This window comes from Paenalcaligenes sp. DL 463 (assembly GCF_057475185.1).
Window position 1 is genome coordinate 1,610,617 of the sequence record NZ_JBYBKX010000001.1, and the last position, 15,817, is coordinate 1,626,433.

Here is a 15,817-nt window from a genome sequence, read left to right on the forward strand (position 1 = left end):
TAAATTCGCATTTCAACTTTCCTCAGTCGTTCGCCAACTGTCACGTACTAACCGTACTGTCTTGATGGCCGCTGTGTTGGGTGTGTCGGCTATGGCCGCTGCTCCGATTGCGCAAGCCCAAACAAAAATTGGGTTTGTCAGCACGGAGCGCATTTTGCGCGACTCACAACCTGCTAAAGCTGCGCAAAGCAAAATCGAAGCAGAATTCAAGCGCCGTGACGACGAATTACAAAGTCTAGCTAACAAGCTACGTACCGACGCACAACGCTTCGATAAAGATGCGCCGGTTTTGTCTGAGTCCGAACGCATCACTCGTCAGCGTCAACTAGCAGACCTCGACTCTGACTTACAGCGTAAGCGACGCGAATTCCAAGAGGATTTCAATCGTCGCCGTAACGAAGAGTTTTCCGCTATTGTAGAGAAAGCCGACGCGGCAATTCAGCGTATTGCTGATAGCCAAGGTTACGACCTCATCATCCAAGACGCCGTTACAGTCAGTCCTCGCGTGGACATCACTGACGAGGTTTTAAAAGCATTGGGTGGTTAATTCATAATGCCTGTACTGCTAGCGCCTGATCAGGCGCCTTCACTAAAGCAGCTTATTGCGATAGTGCAGAAAGCGGGTCTTGAATGCAGGTTGGCGGAAGATAGCAACGAGCCCACGCACCTTATACAAGGGCTGGGCTCGTTGCATTATGCTTCGTCAGTCGAATTGAGCTTCTTATCCAACCCGAAGCTTAAAGACCAACTTTCCCAAACGAAAGCGGCTGCCGTTATTTTGCATCCGGATGATGCCAAGGGGTTGTCGTTCACGCCCTCATTCTCCGTTGTTCTTTGCGAACAACCTTATCTGATGTATGCCTTGCTAGCGCAATGGTTCGACAATCACCGGATTCAAGCCTTAGAAGCGGTTGTACATCCTTCGGCTTATGTTCATCACTCGGCTGTCTTACAAGCAAATGTTAGGGTAGGGGCGAATGCTGTCATCGAGGCTAATGTGACCATCGGCGAGGGCACGCACATCGGAGCTGGGTGTGTGATCGGTTCTGACTCACACATTGGTAACGCCTGCTTATTGCACCCCAATGTCGTTTTGTACCATCAGGTCTCTCTCGGTGACCGGTGCATTGTTCACGCTGGAGCCGTTCTCGGTGCGGACGGTTTTGGTTTCGCGCCTGACCCCTCCCAAAAAGGAGCGTGGGCAAAAATTGCTCAAATCGGTGGCGTGAAAATTGGCAATGACGTAGAGATAGGTGCAAATACTACCGTCGATCGCGGAGCCTTAGACGACACCACGATTGAGAACGGTGTGAAGCTAGATAACCAAATTATGGTTGCGCATAATGTGCATATCGGCGAATTCACAGCCATCGCCGCGTGTGTGGGCATCGCCGGCTCTACAACAATCGGTAAACGCTGCATTATTGGTGGCGCCGCCATGCTATCTGGCCATCTCACTATTTGCGATGATGTACAGGTATCTGGTGGCACAGCGATTACATCCAGCATTAGCAGTTCGGGCCGTTACACGGGTGTGTACCCCTATGCTGATCATCAGCAGTGGCAGCGTAATGCCGCTGTTATTTCACAGTTAGGACCGTTACGCCGTCGTTTGCGTGCGTTAGAACGTAATAACAACGATTAACTTTTTAATAGAATAATAAGCAGGAATCATCATGGAACTCGATATTCGACAAATTATGGAACGCTTACCTCATCGTTACCCGATGTTGTTAGTCGACCGTGTTATTGAAATGGTCCCAGGGAAAAGCATTGTTGCCATTAAAAACGTGTCGATGAACGAGCCGTTTTTTACCGGACATTTTCCACATCACCCTGTGATGCCTGGAGTTCTCATTATCGAAGCCATGGCTCAAGCTGCAGCGCTCTTTTCATTCGAAGGGGATAATGATATCAACCCTTCCAGTCAGAAGATTGCTTACTATCTTGTCGGTGTAGATGGGGCTCGTTTTAGAAAACCCGTGGTGCCAGGTGATCAACTGCGCCTCGAGGTCGTGGCTGATCGCATTAGTCGTGCCATTTGTAAATACTCTGCCAAAGCACTTGTCGATGGCAAAGTCATTGCTGAAGCCAAGTTAATGTGCGCTATCCGCGTATTGGAAGACGACGAAGCATGAGTTTAATTCACCCTACCGCACTTATTGCTTCTGGTGCAACGCTTCACCCAGATGTGCAAGTCGGTGCTTATAGCATTATCGGCGAAAACGTCAGTATAGGCTCAGGGACAGTGGTGGGTCCGCATTGCATTATCGATGGTCATACACGCATTGGTAAAAACAATAATTTTTATCGTTTTTGCTCAATTGGCGGTATGCCACAAGATAAAAAGTATGCGGGCGAGGCTACTCGCCTAGAAATTGGTGATGGCAACACCATACGAGAGTACGTAACCATCAATACGGGGACTGCTCAAGATATTGGTGTCACTCGCCTAGGTAACGACAACTGGATCATGGCTTACGTCCATATTGCCCATGACTGTCAGATCGGAAATCACACGATTCTGGCAAATAGCGTCCAGCTAGCCGGACACATTTATATCGACGACTGGGCCATTATTGGTGGGTTGTCTGCAATGCATCAGTTTGTGCGCATCGGTGCTCACACCATGGTAGGTGGCACGAGCTCGATACGTCAGGATATTCCTCCTTTCGTCATCGGGGCCGGCGACCCCTTCAGACCTGTAGGCATTAACTCCGAGGGATTGAAACGCCGAGGTTTCTCATCAGAAGCGATTTCATCGGTCAAAGAAACCTATCGCCTACTGTATCGCCGCGACTTAAAAGTGGACGAAGCCTTAGTTCAAATGAAAGCGCTGCAGGAAGCCAAGCCAGAAGGCGCTTCTGCCGTACAAATCATGATTGATTTTCTTGAGTCCTCAACGCGAGGAATTGTTAGACCATGACGGGTTTGCGTGTGGGCATGGTAGCCGGGGAACCCTCCGGCGATTTATTAGGCTCTCGTATTCAGCGAGGGCTTTACGAGTCCAGCCCAAATGCGGTGATTGAAGGCATCGGTGGCCCCGAAATGGTGGCGGCTGGTTTGAATGCTTGGCAACCCATGGATGCCTTATCCGTTTTTGGCTACGTGGACGCCTTAAAAAGCTTGCCGGGCTTGTTGCATACCTACTACAGCGTACGAAACCGTTGGTTTAAAACGCTTCCAGACGTGTTTGTGGGTATAGACGCCCCAGACTTTAATCTACGGATGGAAGCCGCCTTACGCCAAAAAGGGGTACCCACAGTGCAGTTTGTGGGGCCGTCAATTTGGGCTTGGCGTTATGAACGTATTCATAAGATTCGCAAAGCGGTTTCACATATGCTGGTGCTTTTCCCTTTCGAGGTCGATATTTACGAAAGGGAAGGTATACCCGTCACATGCGTAGGGCACCCATTAGCACAAAATATTCCGCTTGAGCCCAACAGTGTTGAGGCACGTCAACGTTTAAACATAGACGCTGATGCTAAGGTGTTAGGGGTATTGCCTGGAAGCAGAAGTTCAGAAATCGCCAATTTGGCACCGCGTTTTTTACAAGCTGTACAGCGACTTCAGCGCGAGGATCCTCAGCTTCAAGTACTTGTACCCGTCGTTAATGCTGCTCGAAAACAGCAGTTTGAAGAAATCGTTAAACAGTATCCGGTGCAACATCTACGCATCATTACTAGCGATCCCGATAACCCACAACATCTTCCAGACGGTGGACGTAAACCCGTGGCGTGGGATGTAATGGAAGCCAGTGATGCCTTACTGGTCGCAAGTGGTACCGCAACATTAGAAGCGGCGCTGTACAAGCGGCCCATGGTTATTTCGTATGTGTTAACGCCATTAATGAAGCGCATTATGGCGTGGCAGTCTGGGCAAGCGCGTCCTTTGTTAGACTGGGTAGGGCTACCTAATATTCTCTGTCAGGATTTTGTGGTTCCAGAGCTACTTCAAGAGGACGCCACGCCCGAAAAACTGGCTAAAGCATGCCAAGTAGCCCTTGATGACACGACATGGCGAGTTCGCGTATCACAGAAATTTCATCACCTTCACCAGTCATTACGGCTAGATACCCCTCGACTCGCAGCCGATGTCATTTTAAAAGTTGCTCGTGAAACTTGATTTAGACGCCTTAATTTCAGGCCATAGCGCCATTGCTGGAGTGGACGAAGCGGGTCGCGGCCCTCTAGCAGGTCCGGTATTCGCTGCTGCTGTCATTCTGGATCCTGAGCACCCCATCGAAGGGCTGACGGACTCTAAAAAGCTAAGCGCAAAGCGTAGAGATGAATTAGCCGTTGAAATTCGTAACCGCTCATTAGCGTGGTGTATTGCAAGTGCTAATCGTGACGAAATTGATCAGCTCAATATACTCCACGCAACGATGTTAGCCATGCGCCGAGCTTGCGAGGCATTGCCGGTAACACCCACGCTGGTACTGATCGATGGTAACCGTATTCCGACTGATTTGGTCATGCCGGCCCATGCTATCGTGAAAGGCGACTTGCAAGTCGCCGCTATTTCAGCGGCCTCTATTCTGGCAAAAACTGCCCGTGATGAAGCTTGCCTAACCATGCATGAATATTATCCAGACTACGGTTTTGACCAGCATAAAGGCTATGGAACAGCGCAACACATGGAGCGTTTAAGCTTGCATGGTCCTTGCCCAGAGCATCGGCTTAGTTTTGCTCCGGTACGCCGTGCAGCGCTTTCAATGCAAGACAATACCTCTTCATCATGATCCAATCACGTGATAACCAGCGTTATAAGCACCTGCTACGTATTGTTCAAGCGAAGCGTCCCTTGGGTGGTGGTCAATCCCAACTATGGCTAGAAGGCGTGCATTTGTGCCAAAGTTGGTTAGCGTGTTTTGGGCATCCCGATGGCGTCGTCATCGATGCTGATAAAGCGGATACAAACGAAGAAATTAACGGGCTGCTGGAACAAATCAGTTCATTAAAGCCTGATATCTTAAGCTCGAACTTGTTTCGGTCATTATCCAGTGTGCAACAACCCCAAGGTATCGCTTTTGTGGTTACCGCACCTGAAAGGTTGGTATCGGGCCCCTTAGTCAGTAAGGCGTTATTACTTGATCGTGTACAAGACCCTGGTAACTTAGGAACACTATTGCGTACTGCAGCAGCGGCAGACATCGATCAAGTGTATTTATCGGCTGGTTGTGCTGCCGCATGGTCGCAAAAAGTGTTACGTAGTGCGCAGGGTGCCCACTTTAGCTTGACGATTTTCGAGCACGTTGAGTTAAGCACCCTTATTGCCGAGGCGCAGGTTCCTATTTTCGCTACTTCATTATCGGACGCGCAGTCTTTATACGACACTGTCATTCCCGATCAATCAGCTTGGCTTTTCGGCAACGAAGGGCAGGGCGTAGCAACCCAACTCCTTCAACAGGCGGATAAGCGCGTTTTCATTCCGCAATCCGACCGTGTCGAGTCGTTGAACGTCGCCATTGCTGCGGGCATTTGTTTGTTCGAGCAACGTCGCCAGAATCTCTAACCTTGTTTCTCGTTGCGTTAGAAACAAAAAAAGGAAAGCACTTCATTTGAAGCTGACTTTCCCTTTAGTGAGTAAATGAATCAAATACCTTAGTAGATTCTACGGTTAAGACCCACTTCTTCTAGAATTTTACTGGAAATTTCTTCAATAGAGCGTGTCGTCGTTGATAGCCAAGGAATACCTTCCATGCGCATTAAACGTTCGGCATCGGCCACCTCATTGATACATTGCTTTAACGAGGCATACTTGCTGTCGGGACGCCGTTCGTGGCGTACTTCTGCTAGGCGGTCAGGCAAAATTGAAAGGCCAAACAGTTTCTTTCTAAAAGGAAGCAATGTACTAGGAAGGGTGCCACGCTCAAAGTCTTCCGGAATCAGCGGAAAATTAGCAGCCTTAACGGCATATTGCATCGCTAGATAAAGGCTGGTGGGTGTTTTTCCGCAACGGGAGACCCCAACTAAGATTACATCCGCTTGTTCCAGTCCGTGTACGAACTGGCCATCGTCGTGGGCAAGGCTAAAGTTAATCGCTTCAATGCGATTGTTGTATTGTTTCGACAATCCGTTTGAATGTGAGCGACCTACCGAGCGACTGGATTTCACCCCTAAGGCACGTTCGATATGACGGACAAACGAGCCAAACAAGTCCAAAAATGTGCAGTTAGCCGAGCCAATAATTTTGGCCATTTTAGGGTCTACCAAGGTGCTAAAAACCAAAGGTGGCTGGCCAAGCTCAGCGGCGGACTGATTGATACGCTCGGCTACGCCTTGTGCCTTCTCAATCGTGTCGATAAAAGGGATTCTAATGGCCTCGAACTCAAACTGCTGAAATTGGGAGAGCACAGAATGGCTAAAAGTTTCGGCGGTAATTCCAGTACTATCGGAAACGACGAAAACGGTTCGTTCAATTAATGTCGAAGTCATGTCTTAAGTGGTGCACAATGCCCTAGAAACGGTACAATCCAAAAAGAGTAACAGCGACATGAATGACAAGCAAGGCAGGTTTGCGTAGCGCGTTAATAAAGCCCTTATCCGTTGAACGCTACGCAAACACGCTTTTTTTCTTTTAAGGTGACATTTATGTCTTATGTTTTACCCTTCGACACGCTCCGCATGACGGACGTCGACACAGTTGGTGGCAAAAACGCCTCGCTAGGCGAAATGATTAGCCAACTTGCCGGAGCAGGTGTGCGCGTTCCAGGTGGCTTCGCAACCACTGCAGAGGCGTATCGCGTTTTCTTGAAAGCCGATGGCCTTGATGAGCGTATTGCAAAGCGTCTCGAAACGCTGGATGCTGATGACGTACGTGAATTAGTGGCTGCTGGGGAAGAAATTCGCCAGTGGATCATTGACACACCATTCCCGGCCGAGCTCGAGTCTCAAATTCGTGAATCTTTTGCCAAACTAGATGCTGACGGTCAAGGCTCATTTGCGGTACGTTCTTCAGCCACAGCGGAAGATTTACCTGACGCCTCCTTTGCTGGTCAACAAGAAAGCTACCTAAACGTAGTGGGAATTGATGATGTACTAGAGAAAATTCATCATGTATTTGCCTCCCTCTACAATGATAGAGCGATTTCATACCGTGTACACAAGGGTTTTGCACACGCTGACGTCGCCTTATCCGCCGGAATTCAACGCATGGTGCGCTCTGACAAAGGTAGTTCTGGCGTTATGTTCACGCTGGATACCGAGTCAGGCTTTACCGATGTCGTATTCATTACGTCTTCGTATGGTTTGGGTGAAACCGTTGTTCAGGGCGCGGTAAACCCTGACGAGTTTTATGTTTTCAAACCCTCACTCGAAGCTGGCCATTACCCCATTATTAGCCGTCGCATTGGTTCCAAGCTATTAAAAATGGAATTCGATGTCGAGCGCGAAAGTGGCGAAGCCGTTCGCACGGTCGACGTTCCCGTTTCCGAGCGCAACCGCTACTCGTTAAACGACGAAGAAGTCATCGAATTAGCTCGTTACGCCTCGATTATTGAAAAACATTATCAGCGCCCTATGGATATCGAGTGGGGTCGTGATGGCTTGGATGGCAAGATCTACATTTTGCAGGCTCGCCCCGAAACGGTTAAGTCACAAATCTCCAATAGCGATGTACAAGAGCGCTATAGCCTGAAAGCCACTGGTGAAGTGCTCGTTACCGGTCGTGCTATTGGACAAAAAATTGGTTCAGGTACGGTTCGCCTAGTTGGTGATGCAAGCGAAATGGATCAGGTTAAAGCAGGCGATGTGTTAGTAACAGACATGACCGACCCGAACTGGGAACCTGTCATGAAGTTGGCCTCAGCTATTGTCACGAACCGTGGAGGTCGCACCTGCCATGCCGCCATTATTGCGCGCGAATTGGGTATCCCTGCTGTTGTGGGTTGTGCTGTTGCTACCGACGTACTTAAAGATGGGCAAGAAGTCACCGTTTCATGTGCAGAAGGTGACGAAGGGCGCATTTATGATGGTTTACTCGAAACACAAATTGAGGAAGTCAGTTGGGGCGAAATGCCTGAAATTGGCATAAAAGTCATGATGAACGTGGGTAACCCACAATTGGCTTTTGACTTCTCCCAGATTCCTAATGACGGTGTGGGTCTAGCCAGACTCGAGTTCATTATCAACAACAATATTGCGATTCACCCTAAAGCCGTATTGGATTACCCGAACGTCGACAGTGAACTTAAAAAGGCCGTCGAGTCTGCCGCTCGTGGCTACGCAAGCCCACGGTCTTTCTTCGTTGAAAAGCTCTCTGAGGGTATCGCCACGTTAGGCGCTGCCTTCTATCCGAAGCCGGTCATCGTACGTTTGTCTGATTTTAAATCTAACGAGTACCGCAAGTTAGTAGGTGGTTCACGTTATGAGCCAGAGGAAGAGAACCCCATGCTGGGCTTCCGTGGCGCAGCTCGCTATATTTCGGATGACTTTGAAGAATGCTTCCGCATGGAATGCGAAGCACTCAAAAAGGTCCGTGATGAAATGGGTTTAACCAACGTCGAAATCATGGTTCCATTTGTGCGCACATTGTCTCAGGCACAGCGTGTTATCGAGCTTTTGGCTGAAAATGGATTAGAGCGCGGAAAGAATGGTCTACGCGTGATAATGATGTGCGAAGTTCCTTCTAACGCCATTTTAGCGACCGAGTTTCTTGAGTTCTTCGACGGTTTCTCAATCGGTTCTAACGACATGACTCAGCTCACGTTAGGGCTGGATCGTGACTCTGGTATGGAGCTTCTGGCCGCCGACTTTGACGAGCGAGACGAAGCGGTTAAGTTCATGCTAAGCCGTGCTATTCAAGCATGCTTGAAAGCAGGTAAGTACGTGGGTATATGTGGTCAAGGGCCTAGCGATCACCCCGAGCTGGCCGAGTGGCTACGTGACGAAGGGATACTCTCGCTTTCACTTAACCCCGATACGGTTATTGATACATGGCAGCGCTTAGCGAAAAAAACCACCGCTTAATTTCGGTGTAATCGCTAAACAAAATGGGCGCCTACGAATTAACGTAGGCGCCCATTTTTTATGATGTCAGAATTTTACTTAGTAGTCGTACTATAAGCCTGAATAAACGTATTCACTATTTGTTGGCTTCGTAGGGCCAGCTCGTCATCTGACATGCTGGGCATGGCGCCCATTAACATGCGTAAAAGCTCAGCATCACAAAGACCGCGTAAATTCGTCGCCATATAATGCGGGTCTTTCGGGCGTAAGGTTCCAATTTGGATATGGTGCTCTAGAATCTCCACGACTTGAGTCCAAACCCCGTCGCCAATGTACTCAAAAAAACGACGTCCGATATCAGAACTTCCCCCAACAGATATCACAACCCGTAATAGTTTAATGGTATCGGCTTCTTGGTAGAGAAGGCGCAATAAACGCTCGACAAAGACCATTAACGCTTGATCAAGGGGTTTGGTGATATCGATTGCGTCAGTAAAGATCCGCTTAAAATTTTCAGCACCTTCAAGCATTGTTGCCAATAGCAGTTCGTCTTTAGAAGGGAAGTAGTTATAAAGCGTTCCCTTAGACCCGCCAACTCGGGCCGCGATGATAGACATAGAGGCCCCTTCGTAGCCGTACTCACAAAAAGTTTCTTTGGCTATAGAAATAATACGAGCACGGCGTTCTTGAGCTTTAGTGGCTTTCACGACTATCCTTAAACTAACAAAAAAGTATGCATTGTTTTTACTTGTCCAACCACATCTTGTCAAATAGAAACCCACAGTTCAAACCGCTACGAAACGGCTTTTTAGTAGAAAGAAAACATCTTATTTCGTAGCTAACCATTTTAGGTGTTTCGCACCATTCATTTCGCTATAAGCATAACCCTCATTAATTAACCTAACACTTTTACTAAGCGTTCAATGGTATTGTAAGTAAACGAAAACTCACGAGGGAAAGCATGAAAACAGTAGGCCCTATAGTCATAATTGGTGGTGGAGCAGGCGGCCTAGAATTAGCGGCTAAACTCGGACGTAAGTTCGGGCCTGAAAGTGTGTACTTAATTGACAAAGATGACGACCATATTTGGAAACCATCGTTGCACGAGGTAGCCGCAGGCACGCTCGACATCCATCGCGAAGGTTTATCTTATTTTATGCTGGCGCGAGACTGTGGCTTCACATTCATACCAGGCGAAATGCAGCAACTCGATAAAATCAATAAAACCATTTCGCTAGCTGCCGTCCATAATAGTATTGGCGATGAAATTTTTCCCAAACGAACCATTAACTATGGCACTTTGGTGCTGGCAGTAGGCAGCAAGTCGAATTTTTTTAATACCCCGGGTGCAGCTGAACACGCAATCACCCTAGACTCTACCAAGCAAGCCGAGCGCTTCCGTCTACGATTACTGCATGAGCTAACGCGAACGGTCGATGGCAATGATCGTCGTCCCGTACGTATTGCTATTGTAGGCGGTGGGGCGACTGGTGTTGAGTTGGCTGCCGAACTTATCGAAGCCAGTGCCAGTTTGCGTTCTTATGGCATGAATACCTTAGATCCTGCCCGTGATATCGCTATTACGCTACTTGAAGGGGCTAATCGCTTATTATCTGCACTCCCAGAGAAGTTATCATCCCGCGCCGAACAGCTATTACGTGATCGTGGGGTCGAAGTCAGCACGAATGTGAAAGTCGCAGAGGTCCAATCTGATCATCTACTGGATGCTCAGGGCAAACGCTATGATGCCGACCTATGTGTGTGGGCCGCAGGCATTAAGGCTCCCGATTTCTTAAATACACTGGGTTTAGAGGTCAACCGCATCAATCAAATCGTTGTTGATAAGCAGTTGCGTACCGAAGACCCCAACATTTTTGCTATCGGAGACTGCGCTCAAGCACCTGACGAGGTCGAAGGACAATATCTGCCTGCTCGTGCTCAGGTCGCCCATCAACAAGCAAGCTATTTGTTTATGTTATTGGGACAACGTTTACGTGGTCTTGGCATGTCAACTAAGGCCTTTGAGTATAAAGACTACGGCTCGCTTGTGTCGGTGGGGCACAGTAAAGGGGTAGGTAGCTTGATGGGGGTGCTTCAAGGACGAAGTTGGTTTGTCGAAGGCTTGGTGGCTAGAACCATGTACATGAGCCTACACCTTATGCACCATATGGCGGTGTTGGGCATAGTACGTACCGCCTCTTTGGCGTTAGGTCGACTGTTTTTAAAGCGCTCGGCACCACGAGTCAAATTACACTAACCCAAATGAAAAGGGGCCGATTGGCCCCTTCTTTTTAATCGGCAAGCTCAGCTCGTCGTTGGTTGGTATTGTGCTTCATCAAGCGCTCTTGTTCGCGAGCCCAGTCACGATCGCGGGAAGTGTCCCGTTTATCATGCGCTTTTTTCCCTTTACCAAGCCCAATATCCATTTTTACTCTGCCGCGAGAGTAGTGTAGGTTTAATGGTACAAGCGTGTACCCGCGCTGTTCTACTCTTCCAATTAGCTTACTAATCTCATCGGCTTTCAATAAAAGTTTGCGTGTGCGGGCTGCGTCGGGGACAATATGGGACGAGGCAGTGGGAAGTGCGCTGATATGCATCCCTATAACCCAGATTTCACCGTCCCGAATAACGACGTAGCTTTCTGCAAGTTGTACGTGACCAGCACGAATCGCTTTAACTTCCCAGCCTTGTAAAACTAGCCCAGCCTCGTAAGTTTCTTCTATGAAGTAATCGTGTCTTGCTTTGCGGTTGTCGACAATGCTCATGAATTAATGACCAGCCTTTTATTATAAAATCGATACATTTATCTATTATCCCCTTATCGATGCATACAGTAAAACGTTCAGTTCTAGTCCCCTTTAGTTGCGCCCAAATGTTTGATTTAGTCGCCGACGTAGACCGCTACCCCGAGTTTATGCCTTGGTGTGGTGGGTCAACCGTGAAACATCGTGATGAGCACGGCATGGAAGCCAGTGTAACCATCAGCATCGCGGGTGTCAGACAAAGCTTTACGACTCGAAATGAACATGAATACCCGAACCGAATCAAATTGAAACTTGTGGACGGACCCTTTTCAGCATTGACCGGCGATTGGGAGTTCGTACCATTGGGCGAAGACGGGTGTAAAGTTATCTTTATAATGGAATACGCGTTTTCGAGTAGAGCATTAGAAATGGTCGTAGGTCCCATTTTTAATCGCGTTGCCAATAGTTTCATTGACTCGTTTACGCGGCGTGCTCATGACCTTTACGATAACTAAGCCATGAGCGCATCAATTACTACACCCGAAAGCCTAGTTGTAGAGATATTGTACTTGTCTCCGACACAAAAGTGGCAGCAACACGTAACGCTGCCTTTAGGCAGTACGGTTGAACAAGCGCTGCACGCCAGTCAGATATACCAAACTCTGCCTGAAACTCAAAACTTACCTTATGGTATTTATGGTGAGCAAGTCGCGGCAAATCGGGTGCTAGGTCAGAACGATCGTATCGAGCTGTACCGTAGCTTGGTCTTTGACCCCATGGAGTCGCGCCGTAGACGCGCTGAGCACAGAGCCAATAAATTAGAAAAAGAGCGAGGCAACAAACCCGTAAGTGCTGCCTCACGAATGCTTGCTAATCGCTAAGAAACGATTTTAAAAGGTGAATGTTATCGAAATCGTCGCCCGTACTTCGCCACTACAAAACAGTCGCCTACGCTTCGGCACGATCACGCTAAACCGCCCGAAGGCGTTAAACAGTATTAATCTGGACATGATTGTTCAAATCGATGCTCAGCTACGCCATTGGCAGCAAGACCCTCAAATTGCTTTCGTCGTATTAACAGGCGAGGGAGATCGAGCGTTTTGCGCGGGAGGCGATGTCTCCGCGTTGTATCGAGCCATGTCCGACGACTCTACGTCTGCTTTTGACCCGAGCCATTACGCTTATCGTTTCTTTAACGCAGAGTACCGACTCAATGCTCTTATTCATCACTACACCAAACCCATCGTTGCATTAGGGCATCACGTCATCATGGGAGGCGGGGTAGGGTTGTTTATGGGAGCCAGTCATAAAGTTGTTTTTCCCAGTACGCGTTATGCCATGCCTGAAACAGGCATAGGTCTGTATCCGGATGTGGGCGGAACGTGGCTGTTAAGCCGTCTACCACAAGGGGTAGGCGAATTTATTGCGCTAACTGGCACGACACTTAGCGGGCAAGATTGCTATTTCTTAGGTTTAGCGGATCTATACATTGAGCACGAGGTTGAAACGATTCTGCATAAACTGGGCACGCTAAACTACCTTGATGACATCAGTGCAGCGGCAAATCTTAATCGTCTCTTTCACGACTTAACAACTTCTACCTTTAGTAAACCTTCTTCGATAGCTACCCATTTCGATGTCTTACGTCAATTGGCATGCCATGACACGGTAGCGGGCTTCTTGGAACAGGTAGAACAAAGCCATCAACAGAAACCAAACGCTTTTCTTGAGGCAGGGCTACGGTTACTTCGCGAAGCCTCGCCGCTCTCGTTAGAAATCACCTGGTGGTTATTACGCCATAACCGACGCACTAGCGTACTAGAGACGCTACAGCGCGATTTTTGGGTGTCATTGATGTGTTGCGATGAGGGCGACGTTAAAGAGGGAGTACGGGCTCGATTGATTGATAAAGATAAACGACCCAAATGGCGTTACAGCTCAACGATTGATCAGGATGTGATCGAGCTTTTTTGCCAGCCTCGCTGGACTGGCAAAGATACGTTTAGCCTTACAACTTAGGCCGCACGTTTTCCCGTTGCTCAAAAATATCGTAACTCAGCCCTTGCTTCGTTAAACGCGGACCTTGCGAGCTACCTAAACGGTATTCCATTTCCTCGATATCAGCCAGCATCACTTCAGCCAAGACGACATGGTGTTCGCCATGTTTCGCGTAGTTAATGACCCGTCCCGTTGCGGCTTCAGAATCAGTTGCTGAAAATAGGTCGGCCCCCATGGTCAAAAGCTCGGCGGCTTCAGTGTCGTTCAAGGCTACGGTAAACAATGCACTGCGTCGTCGAATCGTGCCACGGTAATGGCTACGAGCCACAACCTCTTGGCCAGGAAAACATCCTTTGCTAAAGCTCACGCCGCCGATTAACTCTAGATTCAGTGTCTGAGGTATAAATAAATCTTGTGTGGCCAATTGAAGGTGAGGGACACCCTCTAGCAAGGTTTCTGCGTCCCAGGTTTGAGCATCATCAAGGCTAGTACTGGCCTCGTCAATCGGTTCGGCGCTTATTACCCACCAGCGCTGTGCATTTTGCTCGCCAGATGGCGCTTGTATCAAGGTCGTATTACCATCTTGAGTCACAGAGTAAGACTGATGTGGTGCTGAGCTAGGCCCATCATGATAACCACCGTATACGCCAGCGTCGCTAAGCTTAAAAGTCACGTCTGACCGCAGCACAAACATGCTCAGCCTTTTCCGTAAAGCTTCGCCTAGACTACGGTGCACCAACAAGCGAAAATGTAAGGGTTCAACGGGGTGTTGCCAAACCCATACGGTCGCAAGCAAACGGCCGTTTGCACCACAGTAACCCCCAACAAGGGCGTTAGCTGCAAGGTCTTCTAAATCGCAAGTTAGTTGTCCCTGTAAAAAAGAGAATGCGTCTGACCCGATGGCATCGAGCACAACGTAATCACTAAGCAACACTATTTTGTGAAGATCAGAAAATTTCATAATTTAAGTCAATGAGATGCTACTTCAAAGCATTGGAGAGAGAGGAATGTCTCTATGATAACGAGCAACGTCAAAAAGTTCAGCCAAGGCCCTACGCTAGAAATGACTACGCTGATTACCTTGAACCCCCAGTACGGTTTACACTGTAGCCCTTATGAAAAAAACCGCACGTATTATTCTCGTTAGCCTATCATTTTTAGTTATTGTAGCGCTCGTTATTATTGCCACCGGCTGGTGGTGGATAATGCATCGCCCTGTACCAATGGAGCACGACATTGCTGACTATGTGGTAGAACAGGGCAGTGGGCCGCGTAAGATTGCCGCGACCATGACGGCTTCAGGTATCCACCTTCACCCTGATGCCTTCGTATTACTTGCACGATTTTCTGAAAAAGATAAACACTTACAAGCTGGCGCTTATGAAGCAAAACGAGGCGATACGTTGTGGTCGCTGCTTGAGCGGATGGTAAGCGGTGACATGACCCAAGCTCGTCTTACTTTTGTCGAGGGATGGACCTACCAACGTCTAAGAGAGGTCTTGAGACAAGACCCCAACGTTCGCCAGACACTGACTGAAAGCAACGATGCAGAGCTGTTAAAACGCCTAGGCATAGAACACAGGTATGCGGAGGGGCTGTTTTACCCAGATACCTATGTCTTTACACCGGGCACAGCCGATTACGATATTTTACGTCGTGCTCATCAGGCTCAAGACGAGCTACTGATGAAACTTTGGGAACAGCGCGCACCAAATTTGCCACTAAAAACGCCATACGAGGCACTAATTTTGGCGTCTATTGTTGAAAAAGAAACTGGGCATAGTGCTGATCGGGCACGCGTCGCAGGCGTATTTATCAATCGTTTACGTATAGGGATGCCGTTACAAACGGATCCTACCGTTATTTACGGTATGGGAGAAAAGTATCAAGGAAGAATCCGTAGAGTGGATTTAAGAACGGATACGCCCTGGAACACTTACACTCGAAATGGCTTGCCCCCAAGTCCCATCGCGAATGCTGGGAAAGCAGCGTTAGAAGCTGCCTTAAACCCCGAGAAACACGATTATTATTATTTTGTGTCGCGTGGGGATGGCACTAGCGAGTTTTCTAAAAACCTGGCCGCCCACAATCGAGCCGTGTCCAAATATATATTGCGGCGGAACTAAT

At 48.4% G+C, this 15,817-nt stretch carries 17 protein-coding genes; 13 read left to right on the forward strand and 4 right to left on the reverse strand.

The annotated features are described in order from the left end of the window. Positions 1-64 precede the first annotated feature (64 nt). From AC2UZI_RS07510 to AC2UZI_RS07540, 7 genes are read left to right on the forward strand one after another with little or no spacing between them, the layout of a single operon-like run. Positions 65-547 carry an OmpH/Skp family outer membrane protein gene (locus AC2UZI_RS07510; RefSeq protein WP_486943737.1) on the forward strand — a complete coding sequence of 161 codons (483 nt, stop codon included), beginning with the start codon at positions 65-67 and terminating at the stop codon, positions 545-547. A 6-nt stretch (positions 548-553) separates the two neighbouring features. Next, positions 554-1,645, forward strand: a complete 1,092-nt coding sequence (gene lpxD / locus AC2UZI_RS07515; protein WP_486943189.1) for a UDP-3-O-(3-hydroxymyristoyl)glucosamine N-acyltransferase — start codon at positions 554-556, stop codon at positions 1,643-1,645. 31 nt (positions 1,646-1,676) lie between these two features. Then, complete coding sequence (gene fabZ / locus AC2UZI_RS07520) at positions 1,677-2,138, forward strand: 3-hydroxyacyl-ACP dehydratase FabZ (protein WP_486943190.1); 462 nt, start codon at positions 1,677-1,679, stop codon at positions 2,136-2,138. After that, positions 2,135-2,926, forward strand: a complete 792-nt coding sequence (gene lpxA, locus AC2UZI_RS07525) for an acyl-ACP--UDP-N-acetylglucosamine O-acyltransferase (protein WP_486943191.1) — start codon at positions 2,135-2,137, stop codon at positions 2,924-2,926. Before fabZ ends, lpxA begins: the two co-directional genes overlap by 4 nt. Then, positions 2,923-4,125 carry a lipid-A-disaccharide synthase gene (gene lpxB / locus AC2UZI_RS07530; RefSeq protein ID WP_486943192.1) on the forward strand — a complete coding sequence of 401 codons (1,203 nt, stop codon included), beginning with the start codon at positions 2,923-2,925 and terminating at the stop codon, positions 4,123-4,125. The genes lpxA and lpxB overlap by 4 nt, the downstream gene beginning before the upstream one ends. Then, complete coding sequence (gene rnhB, locus AC2UZI_RS07535; RefSeq protein ID WP_486943193.1) at positions 4,115-4,741, forward strand: ribonuclease HII; 627 nt, start codon at positions 4,115-4,117, stop codon at positions 4,739-4,741. Before lpxB ends, rnhB begins: the two co-directional genes overlap by 11 nt. Beyond that, complete coding sequence (locus AC2UZI_RS07540) at positions 4,738-5,514, forward strand: TrmH family RNA methyltransferase (RefSeq protein ID WP_486943194.1); 777 nt, start codon at positions 4,738-4,740, stop codon at positions 5,512-5,514. Before rnhB ends, AC2UZI_RS07540 begins: the two co-directional genes overlap by 4 nt. An 89-nt stretch (positions 5,515-5,603) precedes the next feature. Here the strand turns inward: AC2UZI_RS07540 and ppsR are convergent, their stop codons facing one another. Next, entirely contained in the window at positions 5,604-6,437 is an 834-nt protein-coding gene (gene ppsR, locus AC2UZI_RS07545) for a posphoenolpyruvate synthetase regulatory kinase/phosphorylase PpsR (protein WP_486943195.1), read from the reverse strand. Positions 6,438-6,593: 156 nt separating this feature from the next. Here ppsR and ppsA point away from each other — a divergent pair, with 156 nt between their 5' ends. After that, positions 6,594-8,969 carry a phosphoenolpyruvate synthase gene (gene ppsA, locus AC2UZI_RS07550; RefSeq protein WP_486943196.1) on the forward strand — a complete coding sequence of 792 codons (2,376 nt, stop codon included), beginning with the start codon at positions 6,594-6,596 and terminating at the stop codon, positions 8,967-8,969. A 74-nt stretch (positions 8,970-9,043) separates the two neighbouring features. On the opposite strand, the gene AC2UZI_RS07555 is transcribed toward ppsA, so the two are convergent. Continuing rightward, complete coding sequence (locus AC2UZI_RS07555; protein WP_486943197.1) at positions 9,044-9,655, reverse strand: TetR/AcrR family transcriptional regulator; 612 nt, start codon at positions 9,653-9,655, stop codon at positions 9,044-9,046. Positions 9,656-9,909: 254 nt separating this feature from the next. On the opposite strand from AC2UZI_RS07555, the gene AC2UZI_RS07560 reads away from it, so the two are divergent. Beyond that, entirely contained in the window at positions 9,910-11,205 is a 1,296-nt protein-coding gene (locus tag AC2UZI_RS07560) for an NAD(P)/FAD-dependent oxidoreductase (RefSeq protein ID WP_486943198.1), read from the forward strand. Positions 11,206-11,239: 34 nt separating this feature from the next. On the opposite strand, the gene smpB is transcribed toward AC2UZI_RS07560, so the two are convergent. Further along, positions 11,240-11,713 carry an SsrA-binding protein SmpB gene (gene smpB, locus AC2UZI_RS07565; RefSeq protein WP_486943199.1) on the reverse strand — a complete coding sequence of 158 codons (474 nt, stop codon included), beginning with the start codon at positions 11,711-11,713 and terminating at the stop codon, positions 11,240-11,242. A 59-nt stretch (positions 11,714-11,772) separates the two neighbouring features. On the opposite strand from smpB, the gene AC2UZI_RS07570 reads away from it, so the two are divergent. The 3 genes from AC2UZI_RS07570 to AC2UZI_RS07580 are packed head-to-tail and all read left to right on the forward strand — an operon-like array spanning position 11,773 to position 13,711. Further along, a complete protein-coding gene (locus AC2UZI_RS07570; RefSeq protein WP_486943200.1) occupies positions 11,773-12,207 on the forward strand; it encodes a type II toxin-antitoxin system RatA family toxin in 435 nt (144 codons plus the stop codon). Positions 12,208-12,210: 3 nt separating this feature from the next. After that, entirely contained in the window at positions 12,211-12,573 is a 363-nt protein-coding gene (locus AC2UZI_RS07575; protein ID WP_486943201.1) for an RnfH family protein, read from the forward strand. Between the two features lie 16 nt (positions 12,574-12,589). Further along, positions 12,590-13,711, forward strand: a complete 1,122-nt coding sequence (locus AC2UZI_RS07580; RefSeq protein WP_486943202.1) for an enoyl-CoA hydratase/isomerase family protein — start codon at positions 12,590-12,592, stop codon at positions 13,709-13,711. Here the strand turns inward: AC2UZI_RS07580 and ygfZ are convergent. Next, on the reverse strand, positions 13,701-14,651 hold the full coding sequence (ygfZ, locus tag AC2UZI_RS07585) for a CAF17-like 4Fe-4S cluster assembly/insertion protein YgfZ (protein WP_486943203.1): 951 nt from the start codon (positions 14,649-14,651) through the stop codon (positions 13,701-13,703). The genes AC2UZI_RS07580 and ygfZ overlap by 11 nt on opposite strands. A gap of 154 nt (positions 14,652-14,805) precedes the next feature. On the opposite strand from ygfZ, the gene mltG reads away from it, so the two are divergent. Next, entirely contained in the window at positions 14,806-15,816 is a 1,011-nt protein-coding gene (gene mltG / locus AC2UZI_RS07590; RefSeq protein WP_486943204.1) for an endolytic transglycosylase MltG, read from the forward strand. The last annotated feature ends 1 nt before the right edge of the window (position 15,817 follow it).